The following is a 15,594-nucleotide window of genomic DNA, read 5'->3' as shown; positions in this document are numbered from 1 at the left end:
CCCGCTGCCCGCCTACGTCTGAGCCCGCGCCCGCCCCCGCGCCCGAGCCGGCGGCCGGGTCAGGGCGCGCGCTGGATGTAGCCGACCAGGTGCTCGCGCTCGCTCTCCAGCTCGTCGATGGCGCTCTTGACGACGTCGCCGATGCTGACGATCCCGGCGAGCCGGCCGTCCTCGACGACGGGGACGTGCCGGAACCGGTGCTCGGTCATGGTCCGGCGCAGGCCCTCCACCTGGTCGCCGGGTCCGCAGCTGCGGACCTCGGCGGTCATGATCTCGGAGACGGGCCGGTCCAGCAGCGCCGCGCCATTGTCGTGCAGCCGCCGCACCACGTCGCGTTCGGACACGATGCCGGCGATGGACGCGCCGTCGGGCGAGACGACCACCGCCCCGATGTTGTGCTCCGCCAGGACGGCGAGCAGCTGCCGCACGGTGGCGTCGGGCAGCACCGTGGCCACCGTGTCCCCCTTCCGCCGCAGGATGTCGCGAATCCGCATGCCTCACGCTCCGGTGCCGGTCGCCGGGCGGCCGCCGCCCGGCTGGTTCCTGCCAAGGTCGCATGTTCCGGCGCCGAGGAAAACCCCGCGGCGGCAAAACGAGCTACGGGGCCAGCAACCGGCCGAGCGCGCCGAGGGCGGAGGTGAGGACGCGGCCGCCCGGCCCGGCGTGCGCGAGCGCGGCGCGGGCGGCGTTGGCCCCGCAGGCGCCGTGGACGCCGCCGCCGGGATGGGCGGACGCCGACGCCAGGTACAGGCCCGGGATGGGCGTCTCGGCACGTCCGAGGCCGGGCACGGGACGGAACACCAGCTGCTGGTGGATCAGCGCCGTACCGCCGTTCAGGGCGCCGTTCAGCAGGTTGGCGTCGTGGTCCTGGAACGCCGGCGGCGCGATGACGCGGCGGTCGGCGATGCGGGAGCGGAAGCCCGGCGCGAGGCGCTCCACCACGCCCTCCAGCCGGTCGGCCATGGCGTTCTGCTCGCGCTCGTCCCAGGCGCCGGTGATGCCGTCGGGGCCCGCGTCGCGCCGCACCCGGTGCGGGACGTGCGTGTACGCCCAGACCGACTCGGTCCCGGCCGGGGAGCGGGAAGGGTCGGCGGTCGTCATCTGGCCGAGCAGCGCGAACGGCTCGGCGGGGACGCGGCCGGTGGCGAGGTCGGCGCTGTAGTCGGTGAGCGCCTCCATGCCGGGGGAGAGGTGGACGGTCCCGGCCCGCGCCGCGCCGGGCGACGACCACGGGATCGGGCCCGACAGCGCCCAGTCGACCTTGAAGGTGGCGTGGTCCCAGCTGAAGCGGCGCATGTCCGCGCGCAGCGAGGCGGGCAGGTCGGACCAGCCGACGAGGCCGCCGTAGAGGGCGGGCGCCGACACGTCCGCGAGCACCGCCTTCGCGGCCCGTACCGGCTCGCCCCCGGCGGTGCGGACGCCGAGCGCGCGCCCGCCCCGGACGACGACGGACGCGACCGGCGTGCCGCAGCGCAGCCGCCCGCCCCGCGCCTCCAGCCGCCGCACGAGCGCGGCGGTCAGCTCGCCCGCCCCGCCCTCGGGCACCGGCCAGCCGTCCCGCTGGCCGATCATGGCGAGCAGCCAGCCGAACACCGACCCGGCCGTCGACTCGGGGAGCATGTCGGTGTGCAGCGCCGCCCCGGCGAGCAGCAGCCGCCCGCCCGGCCCGGTGAACTCCTGCTCGCCGAGCGTGCGGACGGGCGCGAGCAGCGACCGCGCGATCCGCAGCCCGCCCGCGCGGCGCGCCGCCGCCGCCAGCGGCAGCGCCGCTCGCACCGGCGGGAACGGGGTGAACAGGGCGCGCAGCACGTCCTCCCCCATCGCGTCCCACGCCGCGCAGAGCCGCAGCCACGCCTCGCCGTCGCCCGCGCCGAGCCGCTCCAGGTTCGCCGCGGTGGCGTCGCGGTCGCGTTCGAGGACGGCGCAGCGCCCGTCCGGCAGCGGGTGCGCGAGGACGGCCGGCGCGTGCCGCCAGCGCAGCCCGTGCCGCTCCAGCTCCAGCGCGCGCATCACCGGCGACGCGACGCCGAGCGGGTAGAAGGCGCTGCACAGGTCGCTGACGTAGTCGGGGTGGACGCCCCGGTCGCTGCGCACGGCGCCGCCCGGCTCGGGCTGCGCCTCCAGGACCTCCACGTCCCAGCCCGCGTCGGCCAGCAGGTTGGCCGCGACGAGCCCGTTGTGCCCCGCGCCGACGACCACGGCGTCCGCCATCCGGCATCCCTCCCGATGATCACCCTACGGGTACCCGGCCGGGCGCGGTTCAGCCCGGGTCGAGGCGGGCGAGGAGCCGCAGCGCGCCCGGCGCCACGCGGGACGCGAGGTGCGCGAGCCGCGCCTCGGGCGTCACGGGGACGACCGCGCGATCGTTGCGGACGGCCGCGACGATCTGCTCCGCCACCCGTTCCGGCCCGTACCCGCGGCGCGCGTAGGCCCGGGCCGCCCGCTCCCGGCCGCGGTTCTCCGCGTCCTCGCCGCGCCCGACGAACCGGGCCGTCCGGGTGATGCCGGTGTCGACGATCCCCGGGCAGATGGCGCTGACCCCGATGCCCTTGCCCTTCAGCTCGGCCCGCAGGCACTCCGACAGCATCAGCACGGCCGCCTTGCCGGTCGCGTAGGCGGGCAGCGCGCGGGACGGCGTGAACGCGGCGGCCGACGCGGTGTTGACGATGTGCCCGCCCTGCCCGCGCTCGGCCATCTGCGCGGCGAAGAGCCGCGAGCCGTGGACGACGCCCCACAGGTTGACGTCCAGGACCTTGCGCCAGTCGTCGGGGGAGTGGTCGAAGAAGGACCCGGCCATGCCGATGCCCGCGTTGTTGACGACGACGTCCGGTACGCCGTGCTCGTGCAGGACGGCCTTGGCAAAGTCCTCCATCGCGGTGGGGTCGGACACGTCCACCCGGTAGGCGCGGCATGCGGGGCCGGCGAGTCCGGCGGTGCGCTGGGCGGCGTCCAGGTCGATGTCGGCCGCGAGGACCGCGGCGCCGCGCCGGGCGAACGCGAGCGCCGTGGCGCGGCCGATCCCGCTGCCCGCGCCGGTGACGACGACGAGCGAGCCGTCGAACGGGCGCCGCCCCGGACGCACCCGCGCCCGGTCCAGCGCCCGGGACTCGGCGGCGGTGAGCGGGCCGCCTCCGACGCCCGCGATGTGCTCGGTGATCCAGCGCGCGACGACGCCGGGATGGCTGCGCGGCACCCAGTGCCCGGCCGCGACCGGCCGCAGCGACAGGTGCGGGACGCGCTCGCCGAGGCCGGCCACCAGGTGCGGTGAGACGAACAGGTCCCTCGTCGGGACGATGACCTGGGTCGGCACGTCGGTGCGCCGGTCGCGCGGCCGGCGCAGCCGCCGCGCCATGTTCGCCCGGTACAGCCCGACCCCGGCCGCGGCGTCGCGCGCCATCGTCCGCGCCGGATGGCCGGCGCGCGGCGCGACGCCCTCGCCGGCGGCCAGGGCGCGGGTGAACAGCCGGGTCATCCCGCCCAGCCACAGCGCCTCCGGCAGGACCGGCGTCTGGAAGAAGTAGATGTACCAGGACCGCGCGCCCTGCCCGGCCGCCCGCCTCAGGTTGCCGGGCGTGGGGCGGGCGAGGCTGCGCCGCATCCAGTGGCCGACGTGGTCCAGGCACGGGCCGGAGATGGAGGTGAAGGAGGCGAAGCGCTCCGGCATCGTGCAGGCCGCCTCCCAGCCCTGGATCGACCCCCAGTCGTGCCCGACGAGATGCACCTTGCGGTCGGGCACGGTCGCGTCCAGCACGGCCCGCATGTCCGACATCAGGTAGTCGAAGGTGTAGCGCTTGCGCCCGAAGGGCCGCGACGACGCGCCCGCCCCGCGCACGTCGTACCGGACGACGTGGAACCGCTCGGCGAGCAGCGCGGCCACCTCGTCCCACACCGCGTGCGTGTCGGGATAGCCGTGGACGAGCAGCACGGTGGGCCGCGACGGGTCGCCCTGCTCGCAGACCGCGAGGTCGACCCCGTCGCCGCGCACCCGGCGCCTGGCCGCCAGAGGGATACGGGCCGCTTTATTAGACACCCTGGTAATAAATCGCCGAATCGTCCCCGCGGTCAAGGGGACGCGGCGTGAGTCCCGCCACCGCAACGCCCGAGGGCCCGTACGGCGCGGCGGTACGGGCCCTCAGGCGGGGAGCGGCGGGTCAGTGGCGGGTCGGTGGCTTCAGTAGGGGTCGTAGCCCGCGGCCTTCGCGGCGGGGGACTGCCTGAGGTACTCCAGCGCGCGCGGCGTGGAGCACACCTTCGACGGGTGGTGGTTCGGCTTCAGGTACACCGGAGCCTCGCCGAGCAGCAGCTTGAAGATGCCCGGCACGTGCCCCAGCCGGACCGACCGCCGGTACGACCGGTACACCCGCAGCGGCGTCACCCGCTTCTTGATCGTCGGGTCCTGCCTGAGCAGGTACAGCGACCCGCCGATCAGCGCCCAGTACAGGAAGAACAGCGACACCACCCACGCCGCGACCCGCGTGGGATAGCGGCCGCCCATGGCCCGGTAGACGTCGAACACCACCGACCGGTGCTCGACCTCCTCGGCGCCGTGCCAGCGCAGCAGGTCCAGCATGGTCGGGTCCACCCCGGCCTTCTCGAACCGCTCGTTGTCCATGATCCACTGGCCGAGGACGGCGGTGTAGTGCTCGATCGAGGCGACCGCGGCCAGTTCGAACCGCAGCCGGCGCCGCCACGCGCGCGGGTTCCTCTCCTTCAGCGCCGCCATCTGCGCGGGCCGGTCGGCGTTGCCCTTCGCCGCCGCGCCGGTGATCTTGGAGACGTCGATCCCGTTCGCCTCCAGGATCTGGTCGAGGACGCCCTGGTGCGAGCGGGCGTGCACCATCTCCTGCCCGATGAAGCCCTTGATCTCCTCCAGCAGGCGCTCGTCCTCGATGTACGGCCGCGCGTCCTTCACGCACTGGATGAACCACTTCTCGCCCTCGGGCAGGACGATGTGGAACGAGTTGATGATGTGCGTGGCGACGGGGTCGCCGGGCACCCAGTGCAGCGGTGTCGCCGACCAGTCGAAGGACACCCGCCGAGGCTTGATCGGGGGGTGGCGCTCATCGATGCCGGACGCCGCTCCGCCGTCTGTCAGGGGCCTCGTCATGCCGTCCCTCGCTTCCGCGCGCGCGTATGCATTGGGGGGACAGTCAACTCCTCGTGCGCTGCGGTTTCTTGCCGCCGGACCAACAAGTTACCGCTTGGTTTTCGGCTCGTGATGACAAGTCCCGCCCTTCAGAGGGCGATTCGCTCGGCCCCCGCGTAAACGTTCATGGTCTCGCCGCGCAGGAAGCCGACCAGGGTCATTCCGGCGTCCTCGGCGAGCTCCACCGCCAGCGACGACGGCGCCGACACCGCGGCGAGGACCGGGACGCCCGCCGCCATCGCCTTCTGCGTCAGCTCGAACGACGCGCGCCCGCTCACCACCAGCACCGTTCCGGTGAGCGGCAGCCGCCCCTGCCGCAGCGCCCAGCCGACCACCTTGTCGACCGCGTTGTGCCGGCCGACGTCCTCGCGCACGGCGAGCAGCCCGCCGCCGGCGTCGAACAGCCCGGCCGCGTGCAGCCCGCCCGTCCGGTCGAACACCCGCTGCGCCGCGCGCAGCCGGTCCGGCAGCACCGCCAGCACCTCCGGCGGGATCCGGACCGGGTCGCCGCCCACCTCGTACGGGCGGTCGGCGCGCAGCGCCTCGATGCTCGACTTCCCGCACACGCCGCAGGCGCTGGTCGTGGTGAAGGCCCGGGTCATCGAATCGTTCGGCGGCGGCACCCCGGGCGCCAGCGCGACGTCGAGGGTGTTCTGCTCGGCCGTGTCGGCGCAGTACCGCATCGCCGCGAGGTCGCCGGCGCCGCCGATCACCCCCTCGGCCGCGAGGAACCCGGCCACGAGGTCGAAGTCGTGCCCCGGCGTGCGCATCGTGATCGTGAGGGGCTTGCCCGCGACGCGGATCTCCAGCGGCTCCTCCACCGCGAGCGTGTCGGGCCGGCGTCCGCGGGCCCCGCTCGTACTCAGCCGCAGCACGGGCCTGCGCACGGTGATCCGCCCCATGAACCGGACGGTACCCCGGAAACCCGCGAGTAACGAAAAGTTCGGACCGATCTGTCCCGTTTTCGGTCCCTTTTTCGTCGGGACCGCACGCCCTGGCTCCCGGGGTGTCCCGCGGCCGATCATCGAAGCGTCCAAGGCGCACCCCACGGGGACCGGGGTGCGCGCAACCGAAGCACACGGGGAGAAGCACCCGCCCATGCGCAAGTATCTGGCCCTACCCCTTCTCGCCGGCCTGGCCCTGACCCTCGCCGGCTGCGAGCTCACCAAGACCGTCTCGGCCGACGCGGTGGAGCAGCAGATCGTCGCCAAGTTCGGCCCGCCCTTCGACGACGGCGGCATCGGCCCGGCCACCGCCGAGTGCCCCGAGGACCTCAAGGGCGAGGTCGGCGCGACCATCAACTGCACGGTGCGGGACGGCAAGGGCGGCACCTACCCGCTCACCGTCACCGTCACCTCGGTCGACGGCGACCAGGTCCGCTTCAGCATGAAGGAGCCGCCGCAGCCCAAGGGCGCCGAGTAGCCGTCAGTCGCGGCGGTCGATGTTCCAGTTCGCCACGATCGCCGCGAACGGCGGGATGGCGAGCGCCACCACCGACATCACGATCGCGGCGGTGTGCGACCAGTCCCGCACGACGGCCCACGCCAGCACGAAGAGGACGAGGCACGTCCCCATCATGATCCCGTAGGCGATCTTCCGCCTCCGCATACCTCCACGCTACGCCGCGCCCCCCGGCCGGCGGGGGCGGGCGGTGGCGGAGGCGTACGGGAATCGAACCCGCCGTCCCGAGATCCTCGGGACCGTCGGCTTTGAAGGCCGGGGAGGCCACCAGGCGCTCACACGCCTCCGCCAGTGATCTTAGCCCGCGGGGCCCGCGGTCAGCCCGCGTAGAGCGCGTCGATGTCGGGGGAGTACTTGGTGTGGACGACGCGCCGCTTGAGCTTGAGGGTCGGGGTCAGCTCCTCGCTCTCGGCGGTCCACTCGGCGGGCAGCAGGCGCCACTTCTTGACCTGCTGGACGCGTGCGAGCCGGGTGTTGGCGTCCTCGACGGCCTTGGCGACCTCCTCCAGGACGAGGGGGTGGTCGGCGAGCGCGGCGAGGTCGGTGGTGTCGATGCCGTGGGCGGCGGCCCACACGGGGGCGACCTCGCCGTCGAGGGTGATGAGCGCGACGACGTAGGGGCGGCGGTCGCCGAAGGCGAGGGCCTGGCCGATGAGCGGGTGCTCCTTCAGGTGGTTCTCGATGAGGGACGGGGCGATGTTCTCGCCGCCCGCGGTGATGATCAGCTCCTTCTTGCGGTCGACGACGGTGAGGAAGCCGTCCTCGTCCAGGCGGCCGACGTCGCCGGTGCGCACCCAGCCGTCGGCGTCGATCAGTTCGGCGGTCGCGTCCGGCCGGTTCAGGTAGCCGGGGGTGCAGGTGGCGCCGCGCACGAGGATCTCGCCGTCGCCGGCCAGCCTGAGCTCGACGCCCTCGAAGGCGCGGCCGACGGTGCCGAGCTTGAAGGAGTCGGCGAGGTTGGCGGTGATGGCGCCGGTCGTCTCCGTCATCCCGTAGGCGTCGAAGATCTTCAGGCCGAGGCCGGCGAAGAACCGGGCGACGTCCAGGGGCAGCGGCGCGGCGGCGCTGGAGGCCTGCCGGACGCGGTCCAGGCCGAGCAGGGCGCGCATCGGTGTGAGGACGGCCTGGTCGGCCCGCTCGAAGGCGGCGGTGATCTCCGGGGTGGGCGTGTTGCCGAACTCCTGGGCCCGCACGTGGGCGCGGCCCGCCTCGAGCGCGGCGGCGACCGCCTGCTTCTTCGCCTCGTCCGGCTCGGCGGACAGGACGGCCTGGATGCCCGCCATCAGCTTCTCCCAGATGCGCGGCACGCCGAAGAAGGAGTGCGGGCGCACGTCCTTCAGGACCGCGCCGAGCTGCGTCGGGTCCGGGCAGAAGTGGATGTGGGAGGCGAGCGTGACCGGCAGGTAGTAGCTGAGGACGCGGTCGGCGATGTGCGCGAACGGCAGGTACGACACGCCCGCCGGGTGGTCGGGCAGCACCGAGCTGCGCCGCACCATCGCCGACTCGTGCAGCACCATCGAGTGGGTGATCAGGACGCCCTTGGGGTCGCCGGTCGTGCCGGAGGTGTAGAGGAGGGTGACGGTGTCCCCGGGCTTGACGGCCCGCCAGCGGCGGTCGATCTCGGCCGGGTCGGCGGCGAGCCGCTCGCGGCCGAGCGCGGTGAAGGCGTCCCAGGTGAGGTAGCGGTCGCCGGGCGGGCAGGCGGCGGCGTCCACGACGATGATCGTGCGCAGCTCGGGCAGCCGGTCGAGGACGGGCTGCCAGCGGTCGAGCTGGTCCCGGCCGTCCAGGACGGCGTACCTGGCCGCGCAGTGCCCGGCCACGAACGCGACCTGGTCGGGCGCGAGCGTCGCGTACACCGTGGTCGGGATCCCGCCCGCGTGGACGGCGCCGAGGTCGGCCAGGACGTGCTCGGAGCGGTTCGGCATCATCAGCGCCACGACGTCGCCGGGCTCCAGCCCGAGGGCGGCGAACCCGGCGGCCGTCTCCAGCGCGCGGGTGCGGGTGTCCGCCCAGGTCAGGGTCTTCCACTCGCCGTCGACCCGGTCGGAGTAGGCGGGCCGCCCGCCGTGCTCGTCGGCGGTCTCCGCCAGGCTCGTGCAGACGGTCCGGCCCGCGACGGCCCGGTCGAGCTCGGCCTGCTGTTCCCGAATCCCCATCTCGCCCCTCGAGGAAGTAAGTGATGACTTGCAGGAGAGGGAATCGCATCATGCCGAACGCCGTTCGGACAAGGGTTTCCGGGATTTCCGCGCTGGTCGGGCGGGATGTTCCCTGTTCGGTGACCATACCCATACTGTCCGTTTCTTGATCATTTGCGATAGTTGTGCGTTAAATCGTGCGGGTGACCCGCCTCGCCCCGGCCGCCCGCCTGACGCAGTACGCGCACGGCGGCGGCTGCGCCTGCAAGATCCCGCCCGGGGTGCTGGAGCGGGTCGTGACCGGCCTCACCGGCGGGGACGAGTCGCTGCTCGTCGGCGGCCCGGACGGCGACGACGCCGCGGTGCTGCGGATCGCCGGCGGCCGCGCGGTCGTGTCCACCGCGGACTTCTTCACCCCGGTCGTCGACGACGCCTACGACTGGGGCCGGATCGCCGCCGCCAACGCGCTGTCGGACGTCTACGCGGTCGGCGGCGAGCCGCTGATGGCGCTGAACCTGCTCGCCTGGCCGGTCGACGCGCTGCCCGCCGAGCTGGCCCGCGAGGTGCTGCGCGGCGGCCGGGACGTCGCGGCCCTCGCCGGCTGCGCGATCGCGGGCGGGCACAGCATCGACGACCCCGAGCCCAAGTACGGCCTCGCGGTGACCGGCGTCGCCGACCCCGCCCGGCTGCTGCGGCTGGACGCGGGCCGCCCGGGCGTCCCGCTGTCGCTGACCAAGCCGCTCGGCCTCGGCGTCCTCAACGCCCGGCACAAGGCCACCGGCGAGGTGTTCCCGCACGCGGTGGACGCGATGACCCGGCTCAACGCGGACGCGTCCGTCGCCGCCCTGGAGCGCGGCGCCGTGTGCGCCACCGACGTCACCGGCTTCGGGCTGCTCGGCCACCTGTACAAGGTGGCGCGGGCGAGCGGCGTCACGGCCGTGGTCGAGGCGTCCGCCGTCCCCTACCTGGACGGGGCGCGGGCCGCCGTCCGGGACGGGTTCGTGCCCGGCGGCACCCGGCGGAACCTGGCGTGGGTGTCGCCGCACACCGACTTCCGCCGGATCGCCGAGGAGGAGCGGCTGCTGCTCGCCGACGCGCAGACCTCCGGCGGGCTGCTCGTCGCCGGGGAGGTCCCGGGCGCCCCGGTCATCGGCGAGCTCGTCCCGCGAGGGCGGCGCGCGCTCGTCGTCCGCTGACGGTCTCCCGTGTCGCCGGGCGGGACGCGGGTAGGGATCGTTGGACCGTTCCCACGGGACGGGGAGTGAGGGAGCGCGCATGACCATCGGGGGGCTCGCGGCCGCCGTCGTCCTGGGCGCGGTGATCGGTGTCCTCGGGAAGCTGCTGCTGCCGGACCGGCCGGGCATGCCGGTCTGGCTGCTGATGGCGACCGGCGTCGTCGCGGCGTTCGCCGGCACCGGCCTGGCCCAGGTGTTCGAGCTCGGCAGCGGCGGCTGGAGCCCCTGGGAGGCGGCCCTGCAGGCGGGGCTCGCGGCGGCCGGCGTCTGCCTGACGGCGGCGTTCTGGCCGAAGCGGAGCGGCCGCTAGCCCCGCCGGGGCCGCTGGCCCCGGCGCAGGACGGGCCGCAGGTCCTCCAGGACGCCGGGGTCCTCGATCGTGGACGGGACGGTCACCTCCCGGCCGTCGGCGATGCCCCGCATCACGCCCCGCAGGATCTTGCCGGACCGGGTCTTCGGCAGCGCCGGGACGACCGCGATCTCCTTCAGCGCGGCGACCGGCCCGACCTGGTCGCGGACCATCCTCACCAGTTCCGCGCCCAGTTCCTCCGGCTCGGCGAGGACGCCGCTCTTCAGCACGACGAGGCCGCGCGGGACCTGCCCCTTCAGCGCGTCCTCGACGCCGATGACCGCGCACTCGGCGACGGCCGGGTGGGAGGAGATGACCTCCTCCATCGTCCCGGTGGACAGCCGGTGCCCCGCCACGTTGATGACGTCGTCGGTGCGGCCCATGACCCAGACGTAGCCGTCCTCGTCGATGTGCCCGCCGTCGCCGGTCAGGTAGTGGCCGGGGTACTTCGTCAGGTACGACTCGACGAACCGCTCGTCGTCCTGCCAGAGGGTGGGCAGCGTGCCGGGCGGCAGCGGCAGCCGGATCGCGATGTCGCCGTCGGTGCCGGGCGGGACGGACCCGCCGTCCGGGCCGAGGACCCGCACGTCGTAGCCGGGCACGGGCACCGACGGCGAGCCCGCCTTGACCGGCATCGGCTCCAGCCCGCGCGGGTTCGCCACGATCGGCCAGCCGGTCTCGGTCTGCCACCAGTGGTCGATGACCGGCCTGTCAAGGATCCGCGACGCCCAGCGGTAGGTGTCGGGGTCGAGCCGCTCCCCGGCGAGGAACAGCGTGTCCAGTGCCGCCAGGTCGTGCCCGGCGAGCAGCGCGCCCTCCGGGTCCTCCTTCTTGATCGCCCGGATCGCGGTCGGCGCCGCGAAGATCGCCTTCACCCGGTGCCGCGCGGCGACGCGCCAGAACGCGCCCGCGTCCGGCGTCCCGACCGGCTTGCCCTCGTACAGGACGGTCGCGCAGCCGGTCAGCAGCGGCGCGTACACGATGTAGGAGTGCCCGACGACCCAGCCGACGTCGGACGCGGCCCACCACACGTCGCCGGGCCCGACGCCGAACACGTTCTCCATCGACCAGCGCAGCGCGACCGCGTGCCCGCCGTTGTCGCGGACGACGCCCTTCGGCCGCCCGGTCGTCCCGGACGTGTACAGGATGTACAGGGGGTCGGTCGCGGCGACCGGCACGCACTCGGCGGGCCCGGCGGCGGCGACGGCCTCGTCCCACTCCACGTCCCGGGGCCGCACGAGGTCGGCGTGCAGCTGCTCGCGCTGCCGGATCACGCAGCGCTCGACCTTGTGCCGCGCCATCTCCAGCGCCTGGTCCAGCAGCGGCTTGTAGGGGACGATCCGGCCCGCCTCGATGCCGCAGGACGCCGACACGACCGCCTTCGGCCGGGCGTCGTCGATCCGGACGGCCAGCTCCCGCGCCGCGAACCCGCCGAACACCACCGAGTGCACCGCGCCGAGCCGGGCGCACGCCAGCATCGCGATGACCGCCTCGGGGATCATCGGCAGGTAGATGACGACGCGGTCGCCCCGGTCGACGCCCTGCGCGCGCAGCGCCCCGGCGAACCGGGCGACGAGGCCGGTCAGCTCCCGGAAGGTGTAGGTGCGCACCGTCCCGGTGACGGGGCTGTCGTAGATCAGCGCGGCCTGGTCGCCGCGGCCCTCCTCGACGTGCCGGTCGAGCGCGTTGTCGCACGTGTTCAGCTCGCCGCCAGTGAACCAGCGGTAGAACGGCGGCGCGCCGTCGTCCAGCACCCGGTCCGGGGGCACGAGCCAGCGGACGTCGCGGGCCGCCAGCCCCCAGAAGCGGGTCGGGTCGGCGATGCTGCGTTCGTACGCGGCCGCGTAGGCGCCCATGTCGTCCTCCCGGTGGCGGGTCCCTGGCCCCGATCTGCGCCGCGGCCCCCTTCGGTGATGAGGGCCGCATCCCTATAGGGCATGCCCCGGGGCCCGTTCGTCAAGGGCCCGCGCCGTCCGGTCCCGCTCCGCCGCGCCCGCCGCGGCCGTCAGTCGGGGTGCCGCAGGGCGTGGACGACGGCGACGGCGGCGGCCACGGCGGCGCCCGCCGCGACGATCCAGAAGCACAGCTCGTAGGCGGCGAGCGTGGGCACCTCGGTCCCGGCGATCACCTGCCCGGCCAGCACCGACGCCGTCACGGCCCCGGCGACGCCGCCGCCGGTCGTGCGGACGAGGGAGTTGATCCCGCTGGCGATGCCGCTCTGGTCCATCGGGACGTGCTGGACGGCGAGCGTGCCGAGCGCCGCGTAGGCGATCCCGAACCCGATGCCCTGGATCGCGCTGAACGCGAGCATGTCGTACACGTGCGCGTTGGACACCGCGAGCCACGCGTAGCACAGCCCGGCGAACGCCGACCCGACCGCGAGGGTGTAGGCGGTGCCGATCCGGGCGGCGATCCTGCCGGACGCCCACGAGAACAGCAGCATCGTGACGGTGCTCGGCAGCATGTAGAGGCCGACGTCCAGCACCGAGCCGTCCAGCCCGTACCCGACCCGCGCGGACGGCGACTGCACGAACCCGGCGATCAGCGTGAACGCGGCGAACATCGAGAAGCCGAGCAGCGCCGACACGACGTTCGCCGACAGCGACCGGGCCCCGACCAGCAGGTTCAGCCGCACCAGCGGCGAGCGCACCCGCAGTTCGACGGCCACCCACACCGCGCACAGCGCGGCGGCGCCGCCGAACAGGCCGAGGACGCCGCCGGACGTCCAGCCCCACGCGTTGCCCTCGCTGATGGCGAGCAGCAGGCAGACCAGCCAGCCGGCGAGCAGCACCGCGCCCGCGATGTCGGGCCGCCCGCCGGCCCGGGTGCCGGTGTCGCGGGCGCACGCGGCGACCAGCGCCAGCGCCGCGGCGCCCAGCGCGGCGGTGATCCAGAACACCGGGCGGTGGCTGTCGGTGCGGGCCGCGATCAGCCCGGTCACGATCATGCCGGCGCTGCCGCCCACGCCCATGGTGGCGCTGACGATGCCGATCGCGGTGGTGATCCGCTCGCGCGGGAACGCGTCCCGGATCATGCCGATGGCGAGCGGGATCATCGAGGACGAGACGCCCTGCAGCGCGCGCCCGGCGATGAGGACCGGCAGCGAGCCGGACGCCGCGCAGAGCACCGAGCCGGCCACCAGCAGCACCAGCGCCAGCATGATCATCCGCTTCTTGCCGTACATGTCGCCGAACCGGGCCAGCAGCGGGGTGGCGACCGCGCCGGCCAGCAGCGAGGCGGTGAACACCCAGGTCACGTCGGTGATCGGGGCGTCGAAGCGGACCATGAGCTGGGGCAGCAGCGGCAGCACGAGGGTCTGCTGCACCGAGACGACCATCCCGGCCCCCGCGAGCGCGAGCAGGATGCGGCCGGTGCGCGCCGGATCGGTGGCCGGGGGCCCCGCCGCCGTCCGCGCCGTGACCGGGGCGCCGGTCATGCGAACCTCCCCAAAGGTGCGGTGTCCGGTCGGCGACGGCCGGTCTCGCGGCGCTTTGCTTACTTAAGTTAAGTAAGTGTAGAGCGGTAGGGTTTTCCGCATGTCGCCAGGTGCGCCGCCGGATCCGGCCGAGATCGGGACCGTCGAGATCGAGCGGGCGCTCAGCCGCGTCGCGCACATGCTGACCCGGGCCCGCCGGCACGACCGGACCGTCGTCGCGGCCGGCGTGCCCGTCGACCGCGCCGCCGTCCCGGTGCTGCGCGCGCTGGCCGACGGCGGCGGCCCGATGCGGCCCCTCGTGCACCGGATGGTCGACGACTTCGCCGCCCACTCGCACGCCGGGTTTGGCGCGGAGCGCCCGCGTCCCTAGGGTTGCCTACCGTGGACCTCCGTCTGCACAACCCCCGCACTGGATTCCCCCGCACGGCCTTTGGCGTCTCGGCCCGGAAAGGACGCTGATGCAGGTCGTCACCACCGCCGGACACGGTGGGCACGGCAAGTCGGCGCTCGTGCGCGCCCTCACCGGCAGGGAGCCGGGGGAGGCGGGCGCCTGGACGCGGCTGCCGTCGGGCCGCCGCGTGGCGTTCGTCGACGCCCCCGGCGCCGAGCGGTCCGTCCCGGCCATGCTCGCCGGCGCCGCGCCCGCCCCCGCGGCGCTGCTCGCCGTGGCCGCCGACGAGGGGTGGATGCCGCAGACCGGCGAGCACCTGGACGCGCTCGGCGCGCTCGGCGTCGGGGCGGGCGTCCTCGCGGTCACCAAGTCCGACCTCGCCGACGCGCGGCTCGCGCTCCGGCAGGTCCGCGACCGGCTCGCCGGCACCGCGCTGCGCGGCGTGGAGGCCGTCGCGGTCAGCACCGTCACCGGCGCCGGCATGGACGGCCTGGCCGCCGCCCTCGACCGGCTCACCGGCCGGCTGCCCGTCCCCGACCCCGCGGCGCCGGTGCGGCTGTGGGCCGACCACGCCTTCACCGCCGGGCGGCAGACCGTCGTCACCGGCACCCTCACCGCCGGGACGGTCGCGGTCGGCGACGAGCTGCTGCTGATGCCCGCCGGGGACCGGGTCCGGGTCCGGACGATCGGCTGCGCGGGCGAGCCCTGCGACAGCGTCGGCGGCGTCTCCCGCATCGTGCTGACGCTCCGCGACGCCGGGCGCGTCGACCCCGGCATGGCCCTCGTCACCCCCGGCGCCTGGACCCACACCACCTGCATCGACGTCCGGACCCGGTTCGGCGAGGCGTCCGGGCGGCTGGCCCGGCAGATGACGCTGCACCTCGGGTCCGCCGCCGTCCCGGTCCGGCTGCGGCCGCTCGGCCCCGACACCGCCCGGCTGACCCTGAACACCCGGCTCGCCCTGCACCTCGGCGACACCGGCGTCCTGCGCGACCCGGAGCGCCGCTCGATCGCCGGGGTGAGCGTCCTGGACGTCCGGCCGCCGACCCTCGTGCGGCGCGGCGCCGGCGCGGCCCGCGCCCGCGAGCTGGCGTCCTGGCCGGACCGCCCGGACGGCACGATCGTGCTGCGCCGGCACGGCGTGCTGCGGCGCTCGGAGCTGTCGCTGATGGGCTGCGCCCCGCCGCCGGACGCCGTCGCGCTGAACGGCGAGTGGGTCGCCGACCCGGCGCACTGGTCGTCGCTGTTCGACCGCCTCGCCGAGGAGGCGTCCCGGCACGCGGCGGGCAGCCCGCACGCGCCCGGGATCCCGCTGGAGACCGTCCGGCTGCGGCTCGGCCTCCCGGCCCGGCAGCTGGTCACCGCGCTCGTCCGGCCGCCGCTGCGGGTGGACGCCGGGCGCGTCTACGGCCCCGCGCCGCAGCCCGGCCCGGGCCCC

At 75.0% G+C, this 15,594-nt stretch carries 14 protein-coding genes and 1 tRNA gene; 5 read left to right on the top strand and 10 right to left on the bottom strand.

Annotation, left to right across the window (positions count from 1 at the left end):
* Positions 1-59: 59 nt before the first annotated feature.
* The 5 genes from E1284_RS29320 to fdhD all read right to left on the bottom strand — a co-directional run bounded on the left by E1284_RS29320 (position 60) and on the right by fdhD (position 6,048).
* Positions 60-494, bottom strand: a complete 435-nt coding sequence (locus E1284_RS29320) for a CBS domain-containing protein (protein WP_131943396.1) — start codon at positions 492-494, stop codon at positions 60-62.
* 103 nt (positions 495-597) lie between these two features.
* Positions 598-2,211 carry a phytoene desaturase family protein gene (locus tag E1284_RS29315; RefSeq protein ID WP_131943395.1) on the bottom strand — a complete coding sequence of 538 codons (1,614 nt, stop codon included), beginning with the start codon at positions 2,209-2,211 and terminating at the stop codon, positions 598-600.
* Positions 2,212-2,260: 49 nt separating this feature from the next.
* A complete protein-coding gene (locus E1284_RS29310) occupies positions 2,261-3,985 on the bottom strand; it encodes an SDR family oxidoreductase (protein ID WP_243714817.1) in 1,725 nt (574 codons plus the stop codon).
* 186 nt (positions 3,986-4,171) lie between these two features.
* Positions 4,172-5,032 (bottom strand): metal-dependent hydrolase, encoded by an 861-nt coding sequence (locus E1284_RS29305; RefSeq protein ID WP_341770432.1) that lies wholly within the window; start codon positions 5,030-5,032, stop codon positions 4,172-4,174.
* 203 nt (positions 5,033-5,235) lie between these two features.
* Positions 5,236-6,048 (bottom strand): formate dehydrogenase accessory sulfurtransferase FdhD, encoded by an 813-nt coding sequence (gene fdhD, locus E1284_RS29300; protein ID WP_131943392.1) that lies wholly within the window; start codon positions 6,046-6,048, stop codon positions 5,236-5,238.
* A gap of 196 nt (positions 6,049-6,244) precedes the next feature.
* On the opposite strand from fdhD, the gene E1284_RS41870 reads away from it, so the two are divergent.
* A complete protein-coding gene (locus E1284_RS41870; protein ID WP_165965471.1) occupies positions 6,245-6,568 on the top strand; it encodes a DUF4333 domain-containing protein in 324 nt (107 codons plus the stop codon).
* 3 nt (positions 6,569-6,571) lie between these two features.
* On the opposite strand, the gene E1284_RS29290 is transcribed toward E1284_RS41870, so the two are convergent.
* From E1284_RS29290 to E1284_RS29280, 3 genes are all read right to left on the bottom strand, one after another.
* Positions 6,572-6,754, bottom strand: coding sequence for a DUF3099 domain-containing protein (locus E1284_RS29290; RefSeq protein WP_131943390.1), 183 nt, complete (start codon positions 6,752-6,754; stop codon positions 6,572-6,574).
* Positions 6,755-6,798: 44 nt separating this feature from the next.
* A tRNA-Sec gene (locus E1284_RS29285) sits at positions 6,799-6,894 on the bottom strand.
* 30 nt (positions 6,895-6,924) lie between these two features.
* Positions 6,925-8,766 carry an AMP-dependent synthetase/ligase gene (locus tag E1284_RS29280; protein ID WP_131943389.1) on the bottom strand — a complete coding sequence of 614 codons (1,842 nt, stop codon included), beginning with the start codon at positions 8,764-8,766 and terminating at the stop codon, positions 6,925-6,927.
* Positions 8,767-8,948: 182 nt separating this feature from the next.
* Between E1284_RS29280 and selD the strand changes: the two genes are divergently transcribed.
* A complete protein-coding gene (gene selD, locus E1284_RS29275) occupies positions 8,949-9,941 on the top strand; it encodes a selenide, water dikinase SelD (protein ID WP_131943388.1) in 993 nt (330 codons plus the stop codon).
* A 79-nt stretch (positions 9,942-10,020) separates the two neighbouring features.
* Complete coding sequence (locus E1284_RS29270) at positions 10,021-10,290, top strand: GlsB/YeaQ/YmgE family stress response membrane protein (RefSeq protein WP_131943387.1); 270 nt, start codon at positions 10,021-10,023, stop codon at positions 10,288-10,290.
* Here E1284_RS29270 and E1284_RS29265 read toward each other — a convergent pair.
* Together E1284_RS29265 and E1284_RS29260 are read right to left on the bottom strand one after the other, a co-directional pair.
* Positions 10,287-12,185 (bottom strand): propionyl-CoA synthetase, encoded by a 1,899-nt coding sequence (locus E1284_RS29265; RefSeq protein ID WP_131943386.1) that lies wholly within the window; start codon positions 12,183-12,185, stop codon positions 10,287-10,289. The genes E1284_RS29270 and E1284_RS29265 overlap by 4 nt on opposite strands.
* Positions 12,186-12,334: 149 nt before the next feature.
* Positions 12,335-13,765 (bottom strand): MFS transporter, encoded by a 1,431-nt coding sequence (locus tag E1284_RS29260; protein ID WP_131943385.1) that lies wholly within the window; start codon positions 13,763-13,765, stop codon positions 12,335-12,337.
* 100 nt (positions 13,766-13,865) lie between these two features.
* Between E1284_RS29260 and E1284_RS29255 the strand changes: the two genes are divergently transcribed.
* Both E1284_RS29255 and E1284_RS29250 read left to right on the top strand, forming a co-directional pair.
* Positions 13,866-14,135 carry a hypothetical protein gene (locus tag E1284_RS29255; protein ID WP_207924018.1) on the top strand — a complete coding sequence of 90 codons (270 nt, stop codon included), beginning with the start codon at positions 13,866-13,868 and terminating at the stop codon, positions 14,133-14,135.
* Positions 14,136-14,223: 88 nt separating this feature from the next.
* A partial coding sequence (locus E1284_RS29250) for a GTP-binding protein (RefSeq protein ID WP_131943384.1) occupies positions 14,224-15,594 on the top strand: 1,371 nt, incomplete at its 3' end.

The organism is Actinomadura bangladeshensis, assembly GCF_004348335.1.
GTDB classification, from domain to species: Bacteria; Actinomycetota; Actinomycetes; order Streptosporangiales; family Streptosporangiaceae; genus Spirillospora; species Spirillospora bangladeshensis.
Note: the sequence above shows the minus strand (reverse complement) of the source record. Positions and strands in the feature narration are given on the sequence as shown.

Excerpts from the sequence above, each read along its gene's own strand:
- E1284_RS29320 (WP_131943396.1), bottom strand. The coding sequence starts at position 494 with ATGCGGATTCGCGACATCCTGCGGCGGAAGGGGGACACGGTGGCCACG.
- E1284_RS29315 (WP_131943395.1), bottom strand. The coding sequence starts at position 2,211 with ATGGCGGACGCCGTGGTCGTCGGCGCGGGGCACAACGGGCTCGTCGCG.
- fdhD (WP_131943392.1), bottom strand. The coding sequence starts at position 6,048 with ATGGGGCGGATCACCGTGCGCAGGCCCGTGCTGCGGCTGAGTACGAGC.
- E1284_RS41870 (WP_165965471.1), top strand. The coding sequence starts at position 6,245 with ATGCGCAAGTATCTGGCCCTACCCCTTCTCGCCGGCCTGGCCCTGACC.
- E1284_RS29290 (WP_131943390.1), bottom strand. The coding sequence starts at position 6,754 with ATGCGGAGGCGGAAGATCGCCTACGGGATCATGATGGGGACGTGCCTC.
- E1284_RS29280 (WP_131943389.1), bottom strand. The coding sequence starts at position 8,766 with ATGGGGATTCGGGAACAGCAGGCCGAGCTCGACCGGGCCGTCGCGGGC.
- E1284_RS29270 (WP_131943387.1), top strand. The coding sequence starts at position 10,021 with ATGACCATCGGGGGGCTCGCGGCCGCCGTCGTCCTGGGCGCGGTGATC.
- E1284_RS29265 (WP_131943386.1), bottom strand. The coding sequence starts at position 12,185 with ATGGGCGCCTACGCGGCCGCGTACGAACGCAGCATCGCCGACCCGACC.
- E1284_RS29260 (WP_131943385.1), bottom strand. The coding sequence starts at position 13,765 with ATGACCGGCGCCCCGGTCACGGCGCGGACGGCGGCGGGGCCCCCGGCC.
- E1284_RS29255 (WP_207924018.1), top strand. The coding sequence starts at position 13,866 with ATGTCGCCAGGTGCGCCGCCGGATCCGGCCGAGATCGGGACCGTCGAG.